Below are 20,592 nucleotides of genomic sequence, written 5' to 3' on the forward strand. Positions count from 1 at the left end.
GGACAGGATTTGAACCTGTGACCTTCAGGTTATGAGCCTGACGAGCTACCGGGCTGCTCCACCCCGCGTCAGGGTGTTGTGAGATTGTGTGGCAGGGTTTGGACTTGGTTTGGTTGATATCCTTTGGCGGACCTGGCGGCGACCTACTCTCCCGCGCCTTGAGACGAAGTACCATTGGCCCAGGGGGACTTAACGACCGAGTTCGGAATGGGATCGGGTGGGGAACCCCCGGCATAGCCACCAGGTCAGCGAAAAGGATATCGACCGCCCTCTTTCGAGGGCAGTGATTGTGAAGAAGACATCAGTGTCTGAAGTAGAGCCATGCGATTGCATGGGTTTGACTGAAGAACGATCAAGCCTATCGAGCTATTAGTACCGGTAAGCTCCATGCGTCGCCGCACTTCCACACCCGGCCTATCAACGTGGTGGTCTTCCACGGCTCTCAGCGAGACCTTGTTTTGAGGTTAGTTTCCCGCTTAGATGCTTTCAGCGGTTATCTATTCCACACTTAGCTACCCTGCTGCACAGCTGGCGCCATGACAGGTCCACCAGAGGTGTGTCCATCCCGGTCCTCTCGTACTAGGGACAGATCCTCTCAAGTCTCGTACACCCACGGCAGATAGGGACCAAACTGTCTCACGACGTTCTGAACCCAGCTCACGTACCACTTTAATCGGCGAACAGCCGAACCCTTGGGACCTGCTCCAGCCCCAGGATGTGATGAGCCGACATCGAGGTGCCAAACTTTGCCGTCGATATGGACTCTTGGGCAAAATCAGCCTGTTATCCCTAGAGTACCTTTTATTCGTTGAGCGATGGCCCTTCCACGCAGGACCACCGGATCACTATGGCCGACTTTCGTCTCTGCTCGACTTGTCAGTCTCGCAGTCAGGCGGGCTTATGCCATTGCACTCGACGACCGATTTCCGACCGGTCTGAGCCCACCATCGCGCGCCTCCGTTACACTTTGGGAGGCGACCGCCCCAGTCAAACTGCCCGCCACGCCATGTCCCGGACCCGGATAACGGGGCGGCGGTTAGACGTCAGCAACAATAAGGGTGGTATTTCAAGGATGGCTCCGCCGGAACTGGCGCCCCGGTTTCATAGCCTCCCACCTATCCTACACATGTTGCTGCTAACGCCAAGGCGAAGCTGCAGTAAAGGTTCATAGGGTCTTTCCGTCTGACCGCGGGAACCCCGCATCTTCACGGGGAATTCAATTTCGCTGAGCCTGTGCTGGAGACAGTGGGGAAGTCGTTACGCCATTCGTGCAGGTCGGAACTTACCCGACAAGGAATTTCGCTACCTTAGGACCGTTATAGTTACGGCCGCCGTTTACCTGGGCTTCAATTCAGAGCTTGCACCCCTCCTTTTAACCTTCAGGCACCGGGCAGGCGTCAGACCCTATACGTCGCCTTGCGGCTTCGCAGAGCCCTGTGTTTTTGATAAACAGTCGCTACCCCCTGGCTTGTGCCACTCTCATCTGGTTGCCCAAAAGAGAGTCACGCTTATCCCGAAGTTACGCGTGCAATTTGCCGAGTTCCTTCAGCACAGTTCTCTCAAGCGCCTTGGTATACTCTACCTGCCCACCTGTGTCGGTTTCGGGTACGGTCTCCGTTGGAGTTATTTCCAGGGACCTGTTCACTGCCGGGAGCAATCCAATAAGCCCCGACAATTTACCAGATCCGTCACTTCCAACTGGTTCAGGAATATTCACCTGATTCCCATCGACTACGCCTTTCGGCCTCGCCTTAGGGGCCGACTAACCCTGCGCAGATTAGCTTTACGCAGGAACCCTTGGGCTTTCGGCGAGAGGGTCTCTCACCCTCTTTATCGCTACTCATGTCAGCATTCTCACTTCCGATACCTCCAGCAAGGCTCACGCCTCACCTTCATCGGCTTACGGAACGCTCCGCTACCGCGTGCACAGAGTGCACACCCATACCTTCGGCGACTGGCTTGAGCCCCGTTACATTTTCCGCGCAGGTTCGCTTGACCAGTGAGCTGTTACGCTTTCTTTAAATGATGGCTGCTTCTAAGCCAACATCCTGGTTGTCAAAGCAAACCCACATCGTTTCCCACTTAGCCAGTACTTGGGGGCCTTAGATGATGGTTAGGGTTGTTTCCCTTTTCACGACGGACGTTAGCACCCGCCGTGTGTCTCCCGGATAGTTCTCTTGGGTATTCGGAGTTTGGTTAGAATTGGTACAGCTCGCGCCGCCCGCATCCATCCAGTGCTCTACCCCCCAAGGAATACGTCCGAGGCACTACCTAAATAGTTTTCGCGGAGAACCAGCTATGTCCAGGTTTGATTGGCCTTTCACCCCTATCCACAAGTCATCCGAGAATTTTTCAACATTCACCGGTTCGGTCCTCCAGTAAGTGTTACCTTACCTTCAACCTGCTCATGGATAGATCACCTGGTTTCGGGTCGTCATGCGACGTACTTATTCGCCCTATTCAGACTCGCTTTCGCTGCGCCTACACCTAACGGCTTAAGCTTGCACGGCACATGAAGTCGCTGACCCATTATACAAAAGGTACGCCGTCACCACGCGCGGTGGCTCCGACTGCTTGTAGGCTTCCGATTTCAGGATCTGTTTCACTCCCCTTGTCGGGGTGCTTTTCACCTTTCCCTCACGGTACTTGTTCGCTATCGGTCATTGAGGAGTACTTAGGCTTGGAGGGTGGTCCCCCCATGTTCAGACAGGATTTCACGTGTCCCGCCCTACTCGAGTCTGTCGCTATTTGACGCTTACGGGGCTATCACCCACTATGGCTGTGCTTCCCAGCACATTCAGCTTTATGTCACGACAGCACTGGCCTGGTCCCGGTTCGCTCGCCACTACTACGGGAGTCTCGGTTGATGTCCTTTCCTCCGGGTACTGAGATGTTTCAGTTCCCCGGGTTTGCTTAATGAACCCTATGTATTCAGGTCATTATACCTCTTCTGATCAACCAATCCTGGCCCCGCCCGAAAGCGAAGCTAAGTTGGGTGACCATAAAGGTGGGTTTCCCCATTCGGAGATAGCCGGATCAAAGGGTGCTCGCGCCTCCCCGGCTCTTATCGCAGCGTGCCACGTCCTTCATCGCCTCTCAATGCCAAGGCATCCGTCAGAAGCCCTTATGCGCTTGATCGTTCTCAGCAAAACCCATGCGCTTTGAGACCTAGCCGCGTCACGCGGGAAGGTCTCGAGCATGAGCTCTACCTTTAGTCAGACAATGATGTCTTCTTAAGTCCATCCTTAAACCAGGTCCGTATCCCAGGGGTGAGCTACGGTTGGCGGAGGAACCCTGCCTTCACAATGTCATTTCGCACCGGCTCGAAAGCCGCTGCAAACTTGATCATTCCTCGATCGCGATTTTCCCAACCCTACCAGCTAGCCTCGCTCAAGCAGCGAAGCGGTAGCGAGGATTGCGAGGAAAAATGGTGGAGCCAGACGGATTCGAACCGACGACATCCTGCTTGCAAAGCAGGCGCTCTACCAACTGAGCTATGGCCCCTCACACTCGGTGTGAGTTGCTTGCCCAGCGGGAGCTGGTCGGTTGCGGTCCGTATGTGGAAAGAGTGGTAGGCCCGATAAGACTTGAACTTATGACCTCACGCTTATCAAGCGTGCGCTCTAACCAACTGAGCTACGGGCCCATAGGCCGCTCAGATCGGATCAGATGATCCGCTCCAGGGCTCGCGATCGTGTCCCGAACCTAACGGTCCGAAACAAGTGGAAAGAGAAACGAAGACGGCGGCGATCCGCTCATTTGTGTGCGTCTAGCGCACTAATTGGAGCCTCAATAGCCTCGTGAGAGGCTGGAGAAGCATCCTTAGAAAGGAGGTGATCCAGCCGCAGGTTCCCCTACGGCTACCTTGTTACGACTTCACCCCAGTCGCTGACCCTACCGTGGTCGCCTGCCTCCTTGCGGTTAGCGCAGCGCCTTCGGGTAAAGCCAACTCCCATGGTGTGACGGGCGGTGTGTACAAGGCCCGGGAACGTATTCACCGCGGCATGCTGATCCGCGATTACTAGCGATTCCAACTTCATGCTCTCGAGTTGCAGAGAACAATCCGAACTGAGACGACTTTTCAGGGATTGGCTCCCCCTCGCGGGATTGCAGCCCTCTGTAGTCGCCATTGTAGCACGTGTGTAGCCCACCTTGTAAGGGCCATGAGGACTTGACGTCATCCCCGCCTTCCTCCGGATTAACTCCGGCAGTACGATTAGAGTGCCCAGCCAAACCTGATGGCAACTAATCGCGAGGGTTGCGCTCGTTGCGGGACTTAACCCAACATCTCACGACACGAGCTGACGACAGCCATGCAGCACCTGTGTCCCAGTCCCCGAAGGGAAAGCCAGATCTCTCTGGTGGTCCGGGCATGTCAAAAGGTGGTAAGGTTCTGCGCGTTGCTTCGAATTAAACCACATGCTCCACCGCTTGTGCGGGCCCCCGTCAATTCCTTTGAGTTTTAATCTTGCGACCGTACTCCCCAGGCGGAGTGCTTAATGCGTTAGCTGCGTCACCGACATGCATGCATGCCGACAACTAGCACTCATCGTTTACGGCGTGGACTACCAGGGTATCTAATCCTGTTTGCTCCCCACGCTTTCGAGCCTCAGCGTCAGTAACGGACCAGTATGTCGCCTTCGCCACTGGTGTTCTTCCGAATATCTACGAATTTCACCTCTACACTCGGAGTTCCACATACCTCTTCCGTACTCAAGACTGCCAGTATCAAAGGCAATTCCAAGGTTGAGCCCTGGGCTTTCACCTCTGACTAAACAGTCCGCCTACGCTCCCTTTACGCCCAGTAATTCCGAGCAACGCTAGCCCCCTTCGTATTACCGCGGCTGCTGGCACGAAGTTAGCCGGGGCTTCTTCTCCGGGTACCGTCATTATCGTCCCCGGTGAAAGAATTTTACAATCCTAAGACCTTCATCATTCACGCGGCATGGCTGCGTCAGGCTTTCGCCCATTGCGCAAGATTCCCCACTGCTGCCTCCCGTAGGAGTTTGGGCCGTGTCTCAGTCCCAATGTGGCTGATCATCCTCTCAGACCAGCTACTGATCGTCGCCTTGGTGGGCCTTTACCCCACCAACTAGCTAATCAGACGCGGGCCGCTCCAATGGCGATAAATCTTTCCCCCGAAGGGCACATCCGGTATTAGCTCAAGTTTCCCTGAGTTGTTCCGAACCAAAGGGCACGTTCCCACGTGTTACTCACCCGTCCGCCACTAATCCCGAAGGATCCGTTCGACTTGCATGTGTTAGGCCTGCCGCCAGCGTTCGCTCTGAGCCAGGATCAAACTCTCAGGTTGAGTTGACATTGACTTCAGACTTCCAATCCCGGGGGGGAAAACCCAGGATCAGGTATCTGGTTTGCATAGTTTCTTGACGAGTTCCCATCACACAATGACCAACCCGAAGGCCAGCCACCGTATTAATGGTGTCTTCAAGAGACCGCATTTGTCAGCGTCGAAGGTTACCTCGAAGGGTAACCGCCAGAGCGCCGCCGCCTGCGTTTCTCTTTCCAAATCAACAATGTCAAAGACCCGAACCGCCTCTCAGCGGCCCCACCGTTTAGCGCCCGGTGTCGGCGGAGGCGGCTATCTAGCGAACCTCGAATTCCGTGTCAAATCGTTTTTTTTCAAAACTTTTCGACAAACCCGCCAACCAACCCCAAGGTCACCAGCGGAGCCGGCAGCTTCTAAAGAAACCACCAAATCCAGTCAAGCAATTATTTCGAAAAGAAATAGAAGCTTTCCCGGATCGAAATACTTGGAAGCCCTTGCGAACATCTTCGTATTTCTGGGAGGGCGGCTTCTAACGAAGCAGAACTCCCGGGTCAACCGCCCTTTTCACTTTTGTTTCCTTGGGGGCCGAAGCCATTTCAGAACGCAAAAGGTGACCGAGGCGCGCCGCTTGGGAGCGCCGTAAGTCAGAAGAGATTCGATTGAGGCTGCGGAACTTAACGATCCGCTTTCAGAAACGCAAGTCCAAAAGGCCAAGGTTTCGTCCGGCGGGCCGTGGCCCCGAAGCGAGGGGCGGCTTCTAGAGCCCACGCCCCGCTCCGGCAAGCGCGGAAATCGCGAATTCATCCCCAGACCCTCCCATTCCCTGTGTATGAACGGCGTCATCCAGGCTTGCGCGCCGGCCTGGCCTCGCTCAGAAGGCTGAGCACTCTATAGAGCGCGCCCGTACGGACACGCCCGCTAGGCTTCATGTAAAAGGTCCCCGGCGTCCATGTTGTCCCAGAAGGCCCGCTACGCCCTGCGCGCGATGATCGAACTGGCCCGCGCGGACGCCCAGCTGACCGCTGGCGAACTGGCCCAACGCGCGGATGCCCCGCGCAAGTTCCTGGAAGCCATTCTTCTCTCTCTGTCGCGCGAGGGCCTGGTGACCAGCCGGCGAGGCAAGTTCGGAGGATATGTGCTGGGTCGTCCGGCCGGGGAGATCAGCTTCGCGGAGATCATCCGCCTGGTGGACGGCCCCCTGGCCCTGGCGCCCTGCGTCAGCCGCACCGCCTTCCGCCGTTGCGAGGACTGCCGGGATCTCGCCACCTGCGCCCTGCGCGAAGCCCTGTTGCGGGCCCGCGACGCCACGGCCGCCGTGCTCGAAGGTTACAGCGTCGCCGACGCCGTCCAAGGCGCCGGGGCCGAACTGATCGAGGGCTGACGTCCGTCATATATAGAGAAGGTCTGCGAGCGTGACCCCGGCCGCGCGCCAGCGGCCAGGGTCACGCTCCGCGGGAGCGCGTCCGCCAGGGGGTTCGCCGCCTTATCAGCCCGCGGCGATATAGGCCTTGAGACCCTCGGCCTCGGCCTGGGCCTCGTTGATCTTGTATTTCACGAGGTCGCCGATCGAGACGATCCCCGCCAGACGCCCGCCCCTGACCACCGGCAGGTGTCGGATCCGACGGTCGGTCATGCGTTCGAGCAGGGCGTCGATCGTCTCGTCCGGTTGGGCGAACACCACGCTGGTGCTCATGCAGGCGCTGACCGGCTTGGTCAGCGCGCCGGCGCCTTCCTTGGCGATGGCCCGGACAATGTCGCGTTCCGAGAGGATTCCGACCACCGCCTCCTCGCCGTCGACCACCACCATGGCCCCGACACGTCTTGTATGAAGCAAGGCGGCCGCCGCGCCGATGGTCTCCTGTGGAGAGGCCGTGAACACGAGATCGCCCTTGTCTTTCAGGATCTGAGAAACCAGCACCGCGCTTCTCCCTTATGTTCTTCTAGGGAAGGAGGGTCTCGCAAAGAGGCCGCGCGATCAATGGGTTTCGGGACTTTCGGGATGAACGCCGGCCCAGCGGGCAAACGGACCGATCAGCAGGACGCCGACGACGAAGCCGACGAGGTGCGCCTCCCAGGCCACCGCGCCGGCCCCCATGGTCAGCAGGCCGCCCGCAACCGCCATCACCAGATTGACGATCAGCCAGCCCAGGCCCAGCGAGATGACGCGAGGCCCCAGGATCGGTCCGACCCGTCCCGGATAGTCCATGATCCGGGCGGCCGCGCCCATCAGGGCCGAGACCGCCCCGGACGCGCCGATCACCGCATTGGCGCTGTCTGGATGGATCGCCGCGTAGCCGACGCCCGACAGCGCGCCGCTCACCAGATAGAAGAGGCAGAAGATTCCCCCTCCCCGGCCGTTTAGTCCCACCAGCCGGGCCACGGGAGCGCCAAAGGCCAGGGCGAAGGCGCTATTCATCAGGGCGTGAACCCAGCCGCCGTGCACGAACATCATGGTCACGGGCCCCGTCCAGACACCGTTCCAGAAGTCCCGCGGGACCAGGGCCAGGGACTCGACGGTCGCGTCGCTGGCGCGCGACAGCAGGATGTGCGGGACCAGGATCGAAGCCGCCGCCAGCAGGGCGGGCCAGGGCGCGTTGAAGATCGGCTCGGAACGCTGCTCGCTCATGGCATCTATCTAGGGCGCCTCACGACGATTCGAACCACCGCCCATCGCCCCGGCGCGCGCTTAACCATTTTTTCTCGACCTAGGGCCTACACGTCGATCTGTACCTTTTTGGCACGGGTGTTGCTTGCCGCGCCGTGTCGACAGTTCGCGGAGCCTTTCATGGCCTGGCATCGGAAAAAGAACATGGGCGTCGCGACGGCCACCGCCGTCGTCTTCACGCTGTGCATCCCCACGCTAGGTCTCGGCGGCGTCGCCGCGGCGCAGTCGATGTCGACCAACTCGGCCTCGTTCAACGCCGGCTATGGCCGCAGCTCGGGCCAGGAAAACCGTATGGTCGAGTATTCGACCCGCGACGCCAACGGCAACCGGGTGATCGTCGACGGCGTCATGCTGACGGGTTCCGACCAAAGCGTGTTCTCGTCGAGCCGTTCGTCCGGCTCGCTGGACGCCTATTCGGGCGTCGGCGGCGTGGGCGGCTACGCCGGCTCGACCGCGATCGGCAACAACCTGACGGTCATCACCCAGGGCAATAACAACACGGTCATCGTCAATTCCAGCCAGGTGAACAACGGCAACGTCACCGCCGGCTCGAACGTGGTGAAGGCGGGAACTCCGCAATGAACTTCAAACGCACGAGTCTCGTCCTGGCCCTGATGGGCGCGACGGCTTTGACCGGCTGTGGCGGCGTGCCCGTGGCCTCGACGGCGGGCAACTACGCCAAGCCGATCGGCAGCGCGCCGGTCACGGCCAATCCCACCGACTATTCGGCCGCCCTGGTCTGTCTGAACCAGTACGCCCGCGCCAATCACGTGGCCGCGCCGCGCATCGCCATCGGCCGCATCGCCGACTACACCGGCAAGGAAGAGTCCGACGGCTCTGGCCGCAAGGTGACGCAGGGCGCCTCGCTGATGGCCTTCTCGGCCTTCGCCAAGGCCGGCATGCCCATGGTCGAGCGCTTCGACACCTCGGTGTCGGAGTTCGAGCTGAAATACGCCAACAACAAGCTGATCTCGGACCGTCCCAACCCCGCGCCCGACGCGCCGGCGGACTACCGCAAGATCATCGCCGGCCAGGTGCCCGGCTCCGACTTCTACGTCGTCGGCGGCATCACCGAGCTGAACTACAATATCCGCTCGGCCGGCGTGGACGCCTATGTCGGCGACAAGGACACCGACGGGCTGAAAGGCAACTTCCGCCGCCGCGTCTTCGTCATGAACATCGCGCTGGACCTGCGCATGGTGAACACCCGCACGCTCGAGGTGGTGGATGTCATCTCGTACCAGAAGCAGGTGGTCGGCCGCGAGATCAGCGCCGGCATCTTCGACTTCCTGAACGGCAACATCTTCGACATCTCGGCCGGCCGCGGGGCGCTGGAGCCCATGCAGCTGGCGGTGCGCGCCCTGATCGAGCGGGCCACCGTCGAGATGAGCGCCAACCTCTACGGCATGCCCGGCCCGCAAAGCTGCCTGCGCTACGACCCGTTCGGCGACGCGACGGTCGGCCAGACCGGCGCCTTCACTCCGGCCTACGACAACCTGGGAACGAACAATGCGCAAACCCGCGACGACCCGTCTCGCTGGAACGCGAAGCGTGATCCCGATATTCGCAATTCTAAGCGCGGTCGTTACTAGCCAGCCCGCTTACGCCCAGACGACCTCGCCGAGCCCGGTTCTCAACAACCAGATCAATCTCGGCGAGCTCTTCTCGGAGCAGACGCTGAACGTCCAGACGGTGTCCGACGGCGTCACCGCCAGCACGACGGCCCAGGCCAACGGCGTCTCGATCGGCGTGACCAATGCCGACGCCTCGGTCGACTCGACCCAGGAAAACCAGGGCAAGGTCTACGCCCACGGCGTGGTGGATGTCGGCGCCGACGCCGGCGCGGTCTCGGCGGTCCGCACCACGGCGGTCGGCAATTCCGGCGCCCTCTCCGCGTCCAACGGCACGGTCTCGGCCCGCGTCGTCCAGGTCAATTCCGACACGGTCACCGCGCGTGGCCAGGTCGAGGCGGCCAACGCCTCGGCCAAGGACCTGACCGTCTCGACCCTGGCCATGGGCAACAGCCAGGGCGTCAATCTGGACAACGGCTCGGCCGGAGTGCGGATCAGCCAGTCGACCACGGCCAATGTCCTCGCTGACGGCGGCGCGAACGTCGGCTACGTCTCGGGGACCAGCGCGGTCTCCGCGACCACCGCGGGCAACAACATCAATATCAGCGGCGGCAACCAGTCGGCCGTCCGCGCCATCACCGATCAGGCCAATACAGCCGAGGTGACCCAGGCCAGCAAGTTCACGGCCTACGGCAACAGCTACCTGTCGGCGACGGTGGCCACGGCCACCGGCAACAACCTGGCGGTCCAGAACGAGGGTCCGCTGGCGGACGTCACGTCCAACCAGTGGAACACCTCGTACGTGCGCGGCCAGGCGCAGGGGACCTCGTATCTGTTCGGCGCGGCCCAGACGAGCGCCTACGCCGCCGGCAATTCCTCGCAGGTCAACAATGTCGGCGCGGATCTGACCCTGGACAACCTGCAGACCAATACCGGCGGCGGCGTCGAGGCGATCGCCAGCTTCGAGGGCCAGGACGGCTACGACACGGTGACCAGCGCCACGGCGATGGGCAATGCGGTGACCGGCTACGCCTGCTCCAAGTGCAACGGCCGCATGACCGTGACCAACAACCAGACCAACAGCGCCGACATCGGCGCCAGCTCCAGCACCACGATCAATTCTGGCCGCCAGGTGACGGGCGTCTCGACCGCCATCGGCAACAACGCCAGCTTCAACGTGACCTCACCAGGATACTAGGCCGCCCCACCTAGGCGGAACGCACGCGCCCTGCCCCAGCGACAAGCCTTACGGCTTCGCGACGCGATGCAGCCTGTGCATGTCGTCGCGCCGCATGCCGCCGATCGTGGCGGCGACGCTGGCGGCGAAGGCGCTGGTCAGGGCGCCGATACCCAGGAACAGGGAGATCTGCGCGCCGATCTGCCCGGCGCGGATCACTTCGGCCGGCGCCAGCGCATCGACCGACGCGACCGGGGCCTGAGCCGTCAACGCCCCCAGCACCAGCAGTCCAACGACGCTGGTCGCCCAGGCCAGCAGACCGTGAGCCGTATCGCGGAAATAGGTCTCGTGATCATGGACGTGCAGCCATTTGGTTCGCAGCCGTCCGGTCAGATACCCGCCCAGCATGCTCGCCACGACCTGACAGGCGACGAAGACCGCGCCGACCGCCGGCGTGAAATCATCAGCCTCCAGGCCCGCGGGCCAGCGCGGCGCCATCTTAAGGCCCAGGCCCGCGCCCAGCGATACGAGAACGAAGAGCAGCGCGACCGTCGCCGCGGCGCCAGCCCAGATCGCATCCCAGCTGACGGCCGACTGGTGCTCGTCGGGGATGTCGACTGTTGAAAGTTCGGCTCCGTAAGCCATGGCGACAGTCCTCCGGCTCAAAAATGGTGGGTGCAGAAGGCCAGGAGGAGAATAATGGGGAGCGGAACCCCCAGCAGCATCAGAAGAATCGATCGCATGGCGTGAAGCCCCTTGCTCGAGATGAAAGGGCGCTTCGCGTCCATAGCCGCGCCTTGTTCGATCAACGATGCTAACGAGCCGAGAGTTCCGGCGCGCATCGCGGCGCGTCCGGGGGGCCGATCTCAGGCCCGAACGCCGTCCAGCGTCGCCCCATCCGCCGGCTTCCGCCCGCGGTCATCGCCCCAGAGGGAGACCTTCAGCAGCAGCTCTCGCGGGCTGATCGGCTTGCCGACGTGGTCGTCCATGCCGCTGGCGCGATAGAAGGCGATCTGCTCGGGCAGGACATTGGCGGTCAGGGCGATGATCGGGGTCTGGCCCGTCTCGCCCGGCATGGCCCGGATCGCCCGGGTGGCGGCCAGACCGTCCATGCGCGGCATCTGCACGTCCATCAACACGAGATCGTAGCCGCCGGAGGCCACGGCCTCGACCGCCGCGTGGCCGTCGGCGACGACGTCGGCCGCGTGGCCCATCGCGCGGACGAGCGCGCCGATCAGTTCGCGATTGGCCTCGTTGTCGTCGGCGACCAACAGGTTCAGCGGCCGCGACGGCGCTTGTGGGACCTCGGGCTCGCGGCTTTCGGGGGCCACGGCGACCGGCAGGTCCAGCACGCACCAGAAACGCGCGCCCTCCCCGGCGATGCTGTCGACGCCGATCTGGCCGCCCATCAGTTCGACGATCTCCTTGCTGATCGCCAGGCCCAGGCCCGTACCGCCGAACTTGCGCGATACCTCGGGCCCAGCCTGGGCGAAGCGATCGAAAACGAAGCCCAGCATCGCCTCCGGCACGCCGACGCCGGTGTCGGACACCGCAAGCTCCAGACGGGCGAAGCCAGGCTGCGCGCCCTCGCGCCGCGCCGCGCTCAGCACCACGGAGCCGACCTGGGTGAACTTGACGGCGTTGCCGAGGAAGTTCACCAGCACCTGGCGCAGGCGATCGCCGTCGCCCTCCAGCCAAGCGGGGCAGGACGGATCGATGTCGAGCTTGAGGTCCAGCCCCTTGGCTCCAGCCTGGGCTTCGAAGATGCCGGCCGTGGCGCCGAGCAGGGCGCGCAGCTCGAACGGCCGGGTCTCCAGACTGACCCCGCCGGCCTCCAGCTTCGAGAAGTCGAGGACGTCGTTCAGGGTGTCCAGCAACACGGTCCCGGCATCGCGGATGCGCGCCAGGCGGCGGCGCTGTTCGGCGTCCAACTCCGAAGCGTCCAGCAGATCGGTAAAGCCGAGGATGCTGGTCAGCGGCGTGCGTAGTTCGTGGCTCATATTGGCCAGGAAGTCCTGGCGCGCGGCCATGGCGGCCTCGGCCCGCTGGCGGGCGTCTGCCAGGGCGGACTGGGCCTCGACCTCCTCGGTGATGTCGGTCTCGTTGACCAGGATGCAGGGATCGCCGGTTACAGGGTCGGGCGTGCGGCGGGCGGCCAGACCATGCCAGCGCTCGCCGTGGGCGGTGATCACCCGATAGGCCCCCTCGATCGTCTCGCCGCCCAGGGTCGAGGCCCACAACGCGCCGCCAGCGTCGCCATCGGCGAAGATCTCGGCGAAACGGGTGTTCTCGCCCGGGTAACTGGCCAGGGCGGCGGGGTTGCCGAAGATGCGAAAGCCGTCGGCGTCGTACAGCGAGACCAGAGCGCTGGTGTGGCGCAGGGCCTCTATGGCGCGATGCTCGTCGGCCTCCGGGGCGACCGTCGCGCCCTCGAACAGGAGCGCCTGGCCGCCATCCGGCAAGAGGATGCGCGAGATCGTGGTCTGGACCGTGACCGGCAGGCCCTTCGGATAGAAGGTCCAGCGCTCCTCGAACGGCGCCGCCGCCTTCGATGCGCTTGGCGATGTCCTCCATGCGCACGCGCACGGCAGGGGACTGGTCGGAGAAGTCGCGCGCCAGGAGCTCGTCCAGCGAGGCCGCGCCCCACAGCGCGACCGCCGCGCGGTTGGCGTAGACCTTGCGCTTGCGGACGTCGTCGAACACCCAGACAGGCCGTCGCAGGCCGTCCAGGCCCAGACCAAGACGCGCGGGAACATCAGAAGCAGCAATATTGTCTGCGCTCGGCTTCAAGGCGATTACTGATGCTCCTCAAGCTCGGTTTCTCTAACAGGCCGCGCTTGGTGAGCCGTTAACGGGCAAATTTGTCGCACCCCGCCAACCCGCGCTCCGTGCTCGGCTCCCGCAGACTGGCCCGCGATTTTGACGTTTCCTCGGCGCGCGGCCTGCTATAGGGCCCAGACCTCCGCGACATACCGCCGCTTTAGTATTGAACGATCATGGCCTCCCCGACCCGCGCGCCTGTTCTCGCCCTCAAGGACGTTCGTCTCGCCGACGGCGCCAAGCCCCTGTTCGACGGCGTCGACCTGGCCCTGGAGCCGCGCGTCCGCGCCTGCCTGGTCGGTCGCAACGGCGCGGGCAAGTCCACGCTGCTGAAGATCCTGGCCGCCCAGGGCGTCGAGCCCGACAGCGGCGAGCGCGCCGTGCAGCCGGGCGCCAAGATCATCTTCGTCAGCCAGGAGCCGGAGATCACCGGCGACACCCTGCTGGACTACTGCACCGCCGGCGGCGCCGAGGACTATGAGGCCCAGGCCGCCCTGGCGGACTTCGGCCTGGATCCGGAGAAGAGCTCGCAAGGCCTGTCGGGCGGCGAGAAGCGCCGCGCCGCGCTGGCGAGGGCGTTCGCCGAGAAGCCTGACGTGCTGCTGCTGGACGAGCCGACCAACCACTTGGACATCTTCGCGATCCAGACCCTGGAAGAAGAGCTGGCCAACTCGAAGTGCGCCGCCCTGATCGTCAGCCACGATCGCGCCTTCCTGAACCGGGTCACCCAGCGCACCTACTGGCTGGAGCACCGCAAGGTGCGCCGCCTGGACAAGGGCTTCGCCGAGTTCGAGATCTGGAGCGAGCAGGTGCTGGCGGCCGAGGCCGAGGAAGAGCGCCGCCTCAACAAGGTGCTGGAACGCGAGAACGCCTGGCTGGCGCGCGGCGTCCAGGGGCGCCGAGCCCGCAATGAAGGCCGCCGCCGCGCCCTGATGGACCTGCGCGCCCAGAAGAAGGACCTGCAGGGCGACAAGCGCGGCTCGATGTACATGGCCGTCGAGAGCGCCGCGACTTCGGGCAAGAAGGTGATCGAGGCCAAGCACCTGACCAAGAAGTTCGGCGACCGCGTGATCGTCGAGGACTTCTCGACCCGCATCATGCGCGGCGACCGCGTGGCTCTGGTGGGCCCCAACGGCGCGGGCAAGACCACGCTGGTGCGCCTGCTGCTGGGCGAACTCGAACTCGACGCCGGCACGGTGCAGCTGGGCACCAATCTGGAGGTTTCCTACATCGACCAGGGCCGCATGGCGCTGTCGGACAAGATCACCCTGTGGGACTTCCTGACCCCCGGCGGCGGCGACTCCATCCTGGTCCGCGGCCAGCCCAAGCACGTGGCCGGCTACGCCAAGGACTTCCTGTTCACCGAGGCCCAGCTGCGCCAGCCTGTGACCAGCCTGTCGGGCGGCGAGCGCAACCGCCTGCTGCTGGCCCGGGCCCTGGCCAATCCCACCAACCTGATGGTGCTGGACGAACCGACCAACGACCTGGACATGGACACGTTGGACCTGCTGGAGGACCTGCTGGCCGACTTCGACGGCACGCTGATCCTGGTCAGCCACGACCGTGACTTCATTGATCGCCTCGCCACCTCGACCATCGCCATGAACGGTCACGGCAAGGTGCTGGAGACCCCCGGCGGCTGGAGCGACCTGATCGACCAGAGCCCCGACTTCTTCAAAGGAGCCCGTGGGGCCAGTGTCGGCGCGTCGTTCACGCCGGTGGCCCGGGGGGGCAAGGCCGCCGCGCCCGCTCCGGCGGCCGCCGCGCCTCCGCCGAAGAAGGCCGGCAAGCTGACCTTCAAGGACCAACGGCGTCTCGAAGAGTGCGAAGCCCTCATTGCCAAGAGCCCGGCGATCATAGCCGCCTTTGAGAAGACCCTTGCCGACCCGAACCTCTACAGCCGCGATCCGGCGACCTTCGACAAGACCATGAAGGCCCTCGACAAGGCGCGCGCCGACCTGGAACAGGCCGAGATGGAGTGGCTGGAACTGGAAGAGAAGAAGGAGAACCTGGCCGGCTGATCCAGGTTTCGCGTCGCGCCACGGGCTCACGGCGGTGCGACCGCGAGAGCGCCGCCGACCTCTTGAATTGTCGGAGCGCCCATGCATTCTCAGCGATGCTCGCTCTCAACCTTGGAAATACAATCTCTTACGGTATCAACGTCGCCGAGGCGCGCTGCGGCGAAACGACACATCCAGCGATAAGCCGGCAACTGGGCCCTGGGCGAGCGTATTGAATGGTGACGTCGTCGCTCCCGGGATCGCCTAGCGATCACTTCCGAGAGCGTGGCGACGCCGGCGTTGTCCCCGAACCCGTTCGGACGTCGACGCCCGATCAAGGGGTCCATTGGGGGAGGCGTAGACGGCATGCCGCACAGGCTGGCCCAACAGGAACAACAACGGCAGACCGCGCTGTTGCTGGGGCTGTCCGTCGCCATCGTCGCCAGCCTGGCGTTCAGTGACTATCTGAGCCGCTCCATCCTGGGCGTCGCCGCCTTCTGGCCCGCCAACGCCCTGCTGGCCGCGGGCTTGCTCACCTTGGCCGGGTCGCGGCGCGGGGCGCTGACCGCCATCTTCGTGATCTTCCACCTGGCGTTCGACCTGCTCGTGGGCGACAGCCCCGCGCGCGCCGCTTTCAACACCGGCGTCGACACGCTGGAAGCCCTGGCCGTCCAGGCCGTCTTCCTGCGCCTCTGGGGCGGCCCGCCGCGCATCCGCACCCTGCGCTCGCTGGTCATGCTGCCGGCCGTGACCACGCCGATCGCCGCCGGGTTCTCCGTTCTCTGCGCCGGGCTCCTCACGCTGACTTTCGGCGACCCTTTCTGGAGCGTGCTGGTCGACTGGTTCCTGCGCGGCGCCCTGGGTCTGGCGATCGCTCTGCCGGCGACCCTGGTCCTGATCGACGCCGAGCACCGCCGCTCGTTCCATCGGACCTGGCGCGAGCGCCTGGCGCTGATGTTCGGCGTCGGCGCGATCACCCTGCTGTGCGCCCATCCGGCTTCGGGCCTGCCGCCGTTCCTGATCTTCCCGGTCGCCCTGATCGCCGCCTATCGCCTGGGCGCGCGCGGCGCGGCCATGGCCGCGCTCATTGTGGCGGTGATTGTCCTGCCGATCGCGATGGCCGGCGCCTCCCCGCGCTTCAACGCGGTCCTTGGCCCCACCGCCCAGGCGCGGACCATCCAGGTGTTCATCCTGGTGCTGTTCTACACCTGTCTGGCGGCCGGCCTGGCCCTGGCGCAGCAGGACCGGCTCAAGCGGCTGCTGCTGCGCCGCGAGCAGCTGACCCGCGCCGCCCGCGCCCGGGCCCTGGCCGCCACCGAGGCCAAGACCGAGTTCCTGGCCACCATGAGCCACGAGATCCGCACGCCGTTGAACAGCGTGCTCGGCTTCGCCCAGCTGCTGGCGGCGCGCGACGACCTGCCGCCCGACGCCCGTCGGCAGGTCAACCTGATCGACAGCGCCGGCGCGGCCCTGCTGACGGTGGTCAATGACATCCTCGACTTCTCGCGGGTCGAGGCGGGCCAGATCGAACTCATGCCCCAGCCGACCTCGGCCGCTGGCCTGATGCGCGACACGGTGGCGATCATGGCGCCCGAGGCCCGCGCCAAAGGCTTGACCCTGGACCTGGAGATCATCGACCCGGTCGAGGCCCTGCACGACCTGGACGCCGACCGTCTGCGCCAGGTGCTGATCAACCTCCTGAACAACGCGGTGAAGTTCACCGACGAGGGCCGCATCGACGCGCGCCTGATCGTCGAGCCCGGCGACCTCGAGGACCGCCTGCGCTTCGAGATCATCGACACCGGCGTCGGCATCGACCTGGACAAGCAGGCGCTGCTGTTCCAGCGCTTCTCCCAGGCCGACAGCTCGATGAGCCGGCTGCATGGCGGGGCGGGCCTGGGCCTGGCCATCTGCCGGGCGCTCGTGGACGTGATGGGCGGCAAGATCGGCGTCGACAGCGTGCCGGGCCGCGGCTCGTGTTTCTGGATCGAGCTCCTGGCCCCGACCGCTGAGCCGATCGCCGTACCCGAGCGGCCCAAGACCTCGAACGCCGGGCGCAGCCAAGATCCTGATCGTCGACGACCACCCGATCAATCTGGAGATCGGCGCGGCCCTGCTGACCATGGTCGGCTTCGAGGTCGACGTCGCCGAGAACGGCAAGCAGGCCGTCGAACGCGTCGAAGCCGGCGACTACGACATCATCCTGATGGACATCCACATGCCGCAGATGGACGGACTGCAGGCGACGCGGGCGATCAAGGCGCTGCCGGGACGCGCGGGCAAGGCCCCGATCATCGCCATGAGCGCCGACGCCCTGCCCCGCCAGGTCGAGCGCTGCTACGCCGCCGGCATGGTCGACCACATCGCCAAGCCGATCCAGCGCGAGGTGCTGTACGCCAAGGTCGAGCGCTGGCTGAACCACAAGGCGGCGGCGGAGACTTAACCGGGCTAGCGGCGCGCGCCGCGGCTGCTTAACTTGCCTCCGAAAACGGGGGAGACCTTTCCGATGCAGCGCCGCGCCTTTGTCGTCACGGGGGCCGCCTTGGGCCTGATGGCCCTGCTCGCCGCCTGTTCGCCCGCCAAGCGGGAGACCGCCGCCCCGGCCAGCGAGACCAAGCTGAAGCTGGCCACCGACTGGCGGGCCGAGGCCGAGCTGGGCGGCTACTACCAGGCCCTGGCGACCGGCGAATACAAGAAGCGCGGCCTGGACGTGACCCTGATCCAGGGCGGCCCGGCGGTGAACGTGCCCCAGCTCCTGGCCACCGGCGCGGTCGACGTCGGCGTCGGGTCCAACAGCTACGTGGTCATGAACCTGATCAAGGAGAACGCGCCGGTGAAGGCGGTGGCGGCCTTCATGCAGAAGGACCCGTGGTCGCTGATCGCCCACCCCGACCAGGGCGTGAACAGCATCGCCGACATCAAGGGCCATCCGGTCCTGCTGTCCGACGCCTCGATCACCGGCTACTGGGCCTGGCTGAAGGCCAAGTACGGCTTCACCGACGATCAGGTCCGCAAGTACAACTATTCCACCGCGCCATTCCTGGCCGACAAGCGCGTGGTCCAGCAGGGCTATGTGACCAGCGAGCCCTACCTCATCGAGAAGGAAGGCAAGGTCAAACCCAAGGTCTTCCTGCTGGCCGACAGCGGCTATCCGGCCTACGGCTCGATGGCCCTGGTCAATGACAGCCTGATCGCCAGCAATCCGGCGGCCGTGCGGGCCTTCGTCGAGGCCACGGCGGCGGGCTGGAAGTCCTACCTCTACGGCGATCCCAAGCCGGGCGACGCGGCGATCCTGAAGGACAATCCGGAGATGACCCAGGATGTCCTCGACCAGGCCCGCGACAAGATGCGGTCGTACGGCGTGATCAGCGCCAACAATGGTCAAGGCGACATAGGCCTGATGACCGACGAACGGTGGAGCGCGTTCTTCAAGGACGCCATGGCGCAGGGCGTCTATCCGAAGGACGGGGACTTCAAGAAGGCCTACACGCTGCAATTCCTGCCCAAGGGCCAATGAGCGATCCGGTCGCCCGCCTTTCCGGCGCCGAGGTCGACTATGCGCGGGGCAGCGCCCTGGGACCGCTCGACCTGACGCTCGCAGCCGGCGAGATCGTCGCCCTGGTCGGACCGTCCGGCTGCGGCAAGTCCACCGCCCTGCGGCTGCTGGCCGGCCTGGAGGCGCCGACGCGCGGAACCGTGACCCGCGCCGCCGGCAAGGGTGAAACCTCGGTCGTCTTCCAGTCGCATACCCTGGCGCCGTGGCTGTCGGCGCGGGACAATGTCGCCCTGCCGCTGGAGCTGGCCGGGATGAACAAGGCCGCCGCCCGCGTCGCCGCCGAGGGCGCGCTGGACCAGGTCGGCCTGGGCGCCGCGCTCGCCGCCCGTCCCGCCCAGCTGTCCGGCGGCATGGCCATGCGCGCGTCGCTGGCCCGCGCCCTCGTCACCCGTCCGCGCCTGCTGCTGCTGGACGAGCCCTTCGCCGCCCTCGACGAGATCACCCGCCGCGCCCTGGCCGACGACGTGCTGGCCCTGGCCGCCGAGCTGAAGCCCGCCGTCGTCTTCGTGACCCACAATGTCGAGGAGGCCGTCTACATGGCGCGCCGCGTCGTGGTCATGACCCCCGGCCCCGGCCGCATAGCCGGCGAGATCGCCATCGACGGTCCCGTCATCCGGCCGTCCGGCTTTCGCACGACCGAGGCCTTCCGCGCCGCCGCCGAGGCGGTCTCGACGCTGCTGGCCCGGGCCACGGAGCACGCGGCGTGAAGCGCGTCCTCGCCCCAGCGATCCTGATCGCCGTCCTGCTGGGCGGCTGGGAGATCGCCTGCCGCGCGCTGGCGATCCCGCCCTACCTGCTGCCCACGCCCAGCGCCATCGCCCACGCCTTCGCCGAGTCCTGGCCGCTGCTGCTGGGTTCCGCCTGGGCGACGCTGTCGACCGCCCTGCTGGCCCTGGTCATCGCCAGCCTGGTCGCCTGCGCCCTGGCCCTGGCGGTCAGCCTGAACAGCCTGCTTGAAGACGCCGTCCGGCCGATCGCGGTCACCCTGCAGGTGACGCCACTGGTGGCCATCGCGCCGCTGGTGACCATCTGGGCCGGTATCGACCATCCCGAGCGCGCGGTGATCGGCCTGGCCGCCGTGGTCGCTTTCTTCCCGATCTTCTCCGGCGCCCTGGCGGGGCTCAAGGCGGTCGATCCCGACCTGGCCCGCCTGTTCGACCTCTATGGCGCCTCGCCCTGGCAGCGCCTAGTCCGCCTGCGCCTGCCGTCGGCCGTACCGGCCTTGCTGGAAGGTCATAAGGTCGCGGCCGGCCTGGCCATCATCGGCGCCGTCGTGGCCGAGTTCGTGGCCGGCTCCGGCGGGGCCCAGGGCCTCGCCTGGCGGATCCTGGAGGCCTATAATCGGCTGCAGACGGCCAAGGTCTTCGCCGCTCTGGCGTCGCTGGCCGTACTGGGCGTCGTCCTGAACGCGGTGATGGAGGCGATCGAGCGTCGGCTTCTGAACGCCTGGCGCGGGCGTTAGCCCAAGATTAAGCGACACGACTTACGACAGGTGTTCGATAGACGTCTTTCGGAC

Annotated in this window: 12 protein-coding genes, 2 tRNA genes, 3 rRNA genes and 1 pseudogene; 9 read left to right on the top strand and 9 right to left on the bottom strand. The window is 64.6% G+C overall.

Translation table 11 applies throughout. The features are described from left to right. Positions 1 to 130: 130 nt before the first annotated feature. From rrf to ACHMW8_RS00185, 5 genes are all read right to left on the bottom strand, one after another. A 5S ribosomal RNA gene (gene rrf, locus ACHMW8_RS00165) occupies positions 131 to 245 on the bottom strand. 103 nt (positions 246 to 348) lie between these two features. After that, positions 349 to 3,138 (bottom strand): 23S ribosomal RNA (locus ACHMW8_RS00170). 290 nt (positions 3,139 to 3,428) lie between these two features. Next, positions 3,429 to 3,504, bottom strand: a tRNA-Ala gene (locus ACHMW8_RS00175). A gap of 65 nt (positions 3,505 to 3,569) precedes the next feature. After that, positions 3,570 to 3,646, bottom strand: a tRNA-Ile gene (locus tag ACHMW8_RS00180). A 180-nt stretch (positions 3,647 to 3,826) separates the two neighbouring features. Further along, positions 3,827 to 5,311 (bottom strand): 16S ribosomal RNA (locus ACHMW8_RS00185). The 16S, 23S and 5S rRNA genes sit together here with 2 tRNA genes alongside, the layout of an rRNA operon. A gap of 925 nt (positions 5,312 to 6,236) precedes the next feature. Here ACHMW8_RS00185 and ACHMW8_RS00190 point away from each other — a divergent pair. Continuing rightward, positions 6,237 to 6,668, top strand: a complete 432-nt coding sequence (locus tag ACHMW8_RS00190; protein ID WP_395444456.1) for an RrF2 family transcriptional regulator — start codon at positions 6,237 to 6,239, stop codon at positions 6,666 to 6,668. Between the two features lie 105 nt (positions 6,669 to 6,773). On the opposite strand, the gene ACHMW8_RS00195 is transcribed toward ACHMW8_RS00190, so the two are convergent. Next, positions 6,774 to 7,205, bottom strand: a complete 432-nt coding sequence (locus ACHMW8_RS00195) for a CBS domain-containing protein (RefSeq protein WP_125155801.1) — start codon at positions 7,203 to 7,205, stop codon at positions 6,774 to 6,776. 57 nt (positions 7,206 to 7,262) lie between these two features. After that, on the bottom strand, positions 7,263 to 7,913 hold the full coding sequence (locus tag ACHMW8_RS00200) for a rhomboid family intramembrane serine protease (RefSeq protein ID WP_125155800.1): 651 nt from the start codon (positions 7,911 to 7,913) through the stop codon (positions 7,263 to 7,265). Between the two features lie 159 nt (positions 7,914 to 8,072). On the opposite strand from ACHMW8_RS00200, the gene hfaA reads away from it, so the two are divergent. From hfaA to hfaD, 3 genes are read left to right on the top strand one after another with little or no spacing between them, the layout of a single operon-like run. Beyond that, positions 8,073 to 8,534 (top strand): holdfast anchoring protein HfaA, encoded by a 462-nt coding sequence (hfaA, locus tag ACHMW8_RS00205; RefSeq protein WP_125155799.1) that lies wholly within the window; start codon positions 8,073 to 8,075, stop codon positions 8,532 to 8,534. Next, positions 8,531 to 9,544 carry a holdfast anchoring protein HfaB gene (gene hfaB, locus ACHMW8_RS00210; RefSeq protein WP_395444457.1) on the top strand — a complete coding sequence of 338 codons (1,014 nt, stop codon included), beginning with the start codon at positions 8,531 to 8,533 and terminating at the stop codon, positions 9,542 to 9,544. The genes hfaA and hfaB overlap by 4 nt, the downstream gene beginning before the upstream one ends. Further along, entirely contained in the window at positions 9,462 to 10,721 is a 1,260-nt protein-coding gene (gene hfaD, locus ACHMW8_RS00215; RefSeq protein WP_395444458.1) for a holdfast anchor protein HfaD, read from the top strand. The genes hfaB and hfaD overlap by 83 nt, the downstream gene beginning before the upstream one ends. Positions 10,722 to 10,769: 48 nt before the next feature. Here hfaD and ACHMW8_RS00220 read toward each other — a convergent pair whose 3' ends face one another. Together ACHMW8_RS00220 and ACHMW8_RS00225 are read right to left on the bottom strand one after the other, a co-directional pair. Then, complete coding sequence (locus tag ACHMW8_RS00220; protein ID WP_395444459.1) at positions 10,770 to 11,345, bottom strand: hypothetical protein; 576 nt, start codon at positions 11,343 to 11,345, stop codon at positions 10,770 to 10,772. Between the two features lie 221 nt (positions 11,346 to 11,566). After that, positions 11,567 to 13,162 (bottom strand): ATP-binding protein, encoded by a 1,596-nt coding sequence (locus tag ACHMW8_RS00225; protein WP_395444460.1) that lies wholly within the window; start codon positions 13,160 to 13,162, stop codon positions 11,567 to 11,569. A gap of 534 nt (positions 13,163 to 13,696) precedes the next feature. Here ACHMW8_RS00225 and ACHMW8_RS00230 point away from each other — a divergent pair. The 5 genes and pseudogenes from ACHMW8_RS00230 to ACHMW8_RS00250 all read left to right on the top strand — a co-directional run bounded on the left by ACHMW8_RS00230 (position 13,697) and on the right by ACHMW8_RS00250 (position 20,538). After that, positions 13,697 to 15,541, top strand: coding sequence for an ABC-F family ATP-binding cassette domain-containing protein (locus tag ACHMW8_RS00230; protein WP_395444461.1), 1,845 nt, complete (start codon positions 13,697 to 13,699; stop codon positions 15,539 to 15,541). A 345-nt stretch (positions 15,542 to 15,886) separates the two neighbouring features. Continuing rightward, a pseudogene (locus ACHMW8_RS00235) lies at positions 15,887 to 17,963 on the top strand (MASE1 domain-containing protein). A gap of 63 nt (positions 17,964 to 18,026) precedes the next feature. After that, positions 18,027 to 19,037 carry an ABC transporter substrate-binding protein gene (locus tag ACHMW8_RS00240; RefSeq protein WP_395444462.1) on the top strand — a complete coding sequence of 337 codons (1,011 nt, stop codon included), beginning with the start codon at positions 18,027 to 18,029 and terminating at the stop codon, positions 19,035 to 19,037. Continuing rightward, the gene (locus ACHMW8_RS00245; RefSeq protein WP_395444463.1) at positions 19,034 to 19,783 is read left to right on the top strand and encodes an ABC transporter ATP-binding protein; all 750 of its coding nucleotides are present in this window, start codon (positions 19,034 to 19,036) and stop codon (positions 19,781 to 19,783) included. The genes ACHMW8_RS00240 and ACHMW8_RS00245 overlap by 4 nt, the downstream gene beginning before the upstream one ends. Beyond that, positions 19,780 to 20,538 (top strand): ABC transporter permease, encoded by a 759-nt coding sequence (locus ACHMW8_RS00250; protein WP_395444464.1) that lies wholly within the window; start codon positions 19,780 to 19,782, stop codon positions 20,536 to 20,538. Before ACHMW8_RS00245 ends, ACHMW8_RS00250 begins: the two co-directional genes overlap by 4 nt. Positions 20,539 to 20,592: the final 54 nt, after the last annotated feature.

The sequence above is a fragment of the Caulobacter sp. UC70_42 genome (assembly GCF_044056025.1).
Taxonomy (GTDB): Bacteria; Pseudomonadota; Alphaproteobacteria; order Caulobacterales; family Caulobacteraceae; genus Caulobacter.

Coding starts and splice junctions, on each gene's coding strand:
- ACHMW8_RS00240 (WP_395444462.1), top strand. CDS start 18,027: ATGCAGCGCCGCGCCTTTGTCGTCACGGGGGCCGCCTTGGGCCTGATG.
- ACHMW8_RS00220 (WP_395444459.1), bottom strand. CDS start 11,345: ATGGCTTACGGAGCCGAACTTTCAACAGTCGACATCCCCGACGAGCAC.
- ACHMW8_RS00245 (WP_395444463.1), top strand. CDS start 19,034: ATGAGCGATCCGGTCGCCCGCCTTTCCGGCGCCGAGGTCGACTATGCG.
- hfaA (WP_125155799.1), top strand. CDS start 8,073: ATGGCCTGGCATCGGAAAAAGAACATGGGCGTCGCGACGGCCACCGCC.
- hfaD (WP_395444458.1), top strand. CDS start 9,462: ATGCGCAAACCCGCGACGACCCGTCTCGCTGGAACGCGAAGCGTGATC.
- ACHMW8_RS00190 (WP_395444456.1), top strand. CDS start 6,237: ATGTTGTCCCAGAAGGCCCGCTACGCCCTGCGCGCGATGATCGAACTG.
- ACHMW8_RS00200 (WP_125155800.1), bottom strand. CDS start 7,913: ATGAGCGAGCAGCGTTCCGAGCCGATCTTCAACGCGCCCTGGCCCGCC.
- hfaB (WP_395444457.1), top strand. CDS start 8,531: ATGAACTTCAAACGCACGAGTCTCGTCCTGGCCCTGATGGGCGCGACG.
- ACHMW8_RS00230 (WP_395444461.1), top strand. CDS start 13,697: ATGGCCTCCCCGACCCGCGCGCCTGTTCTCGCCCTCAAGGACGTTCGT.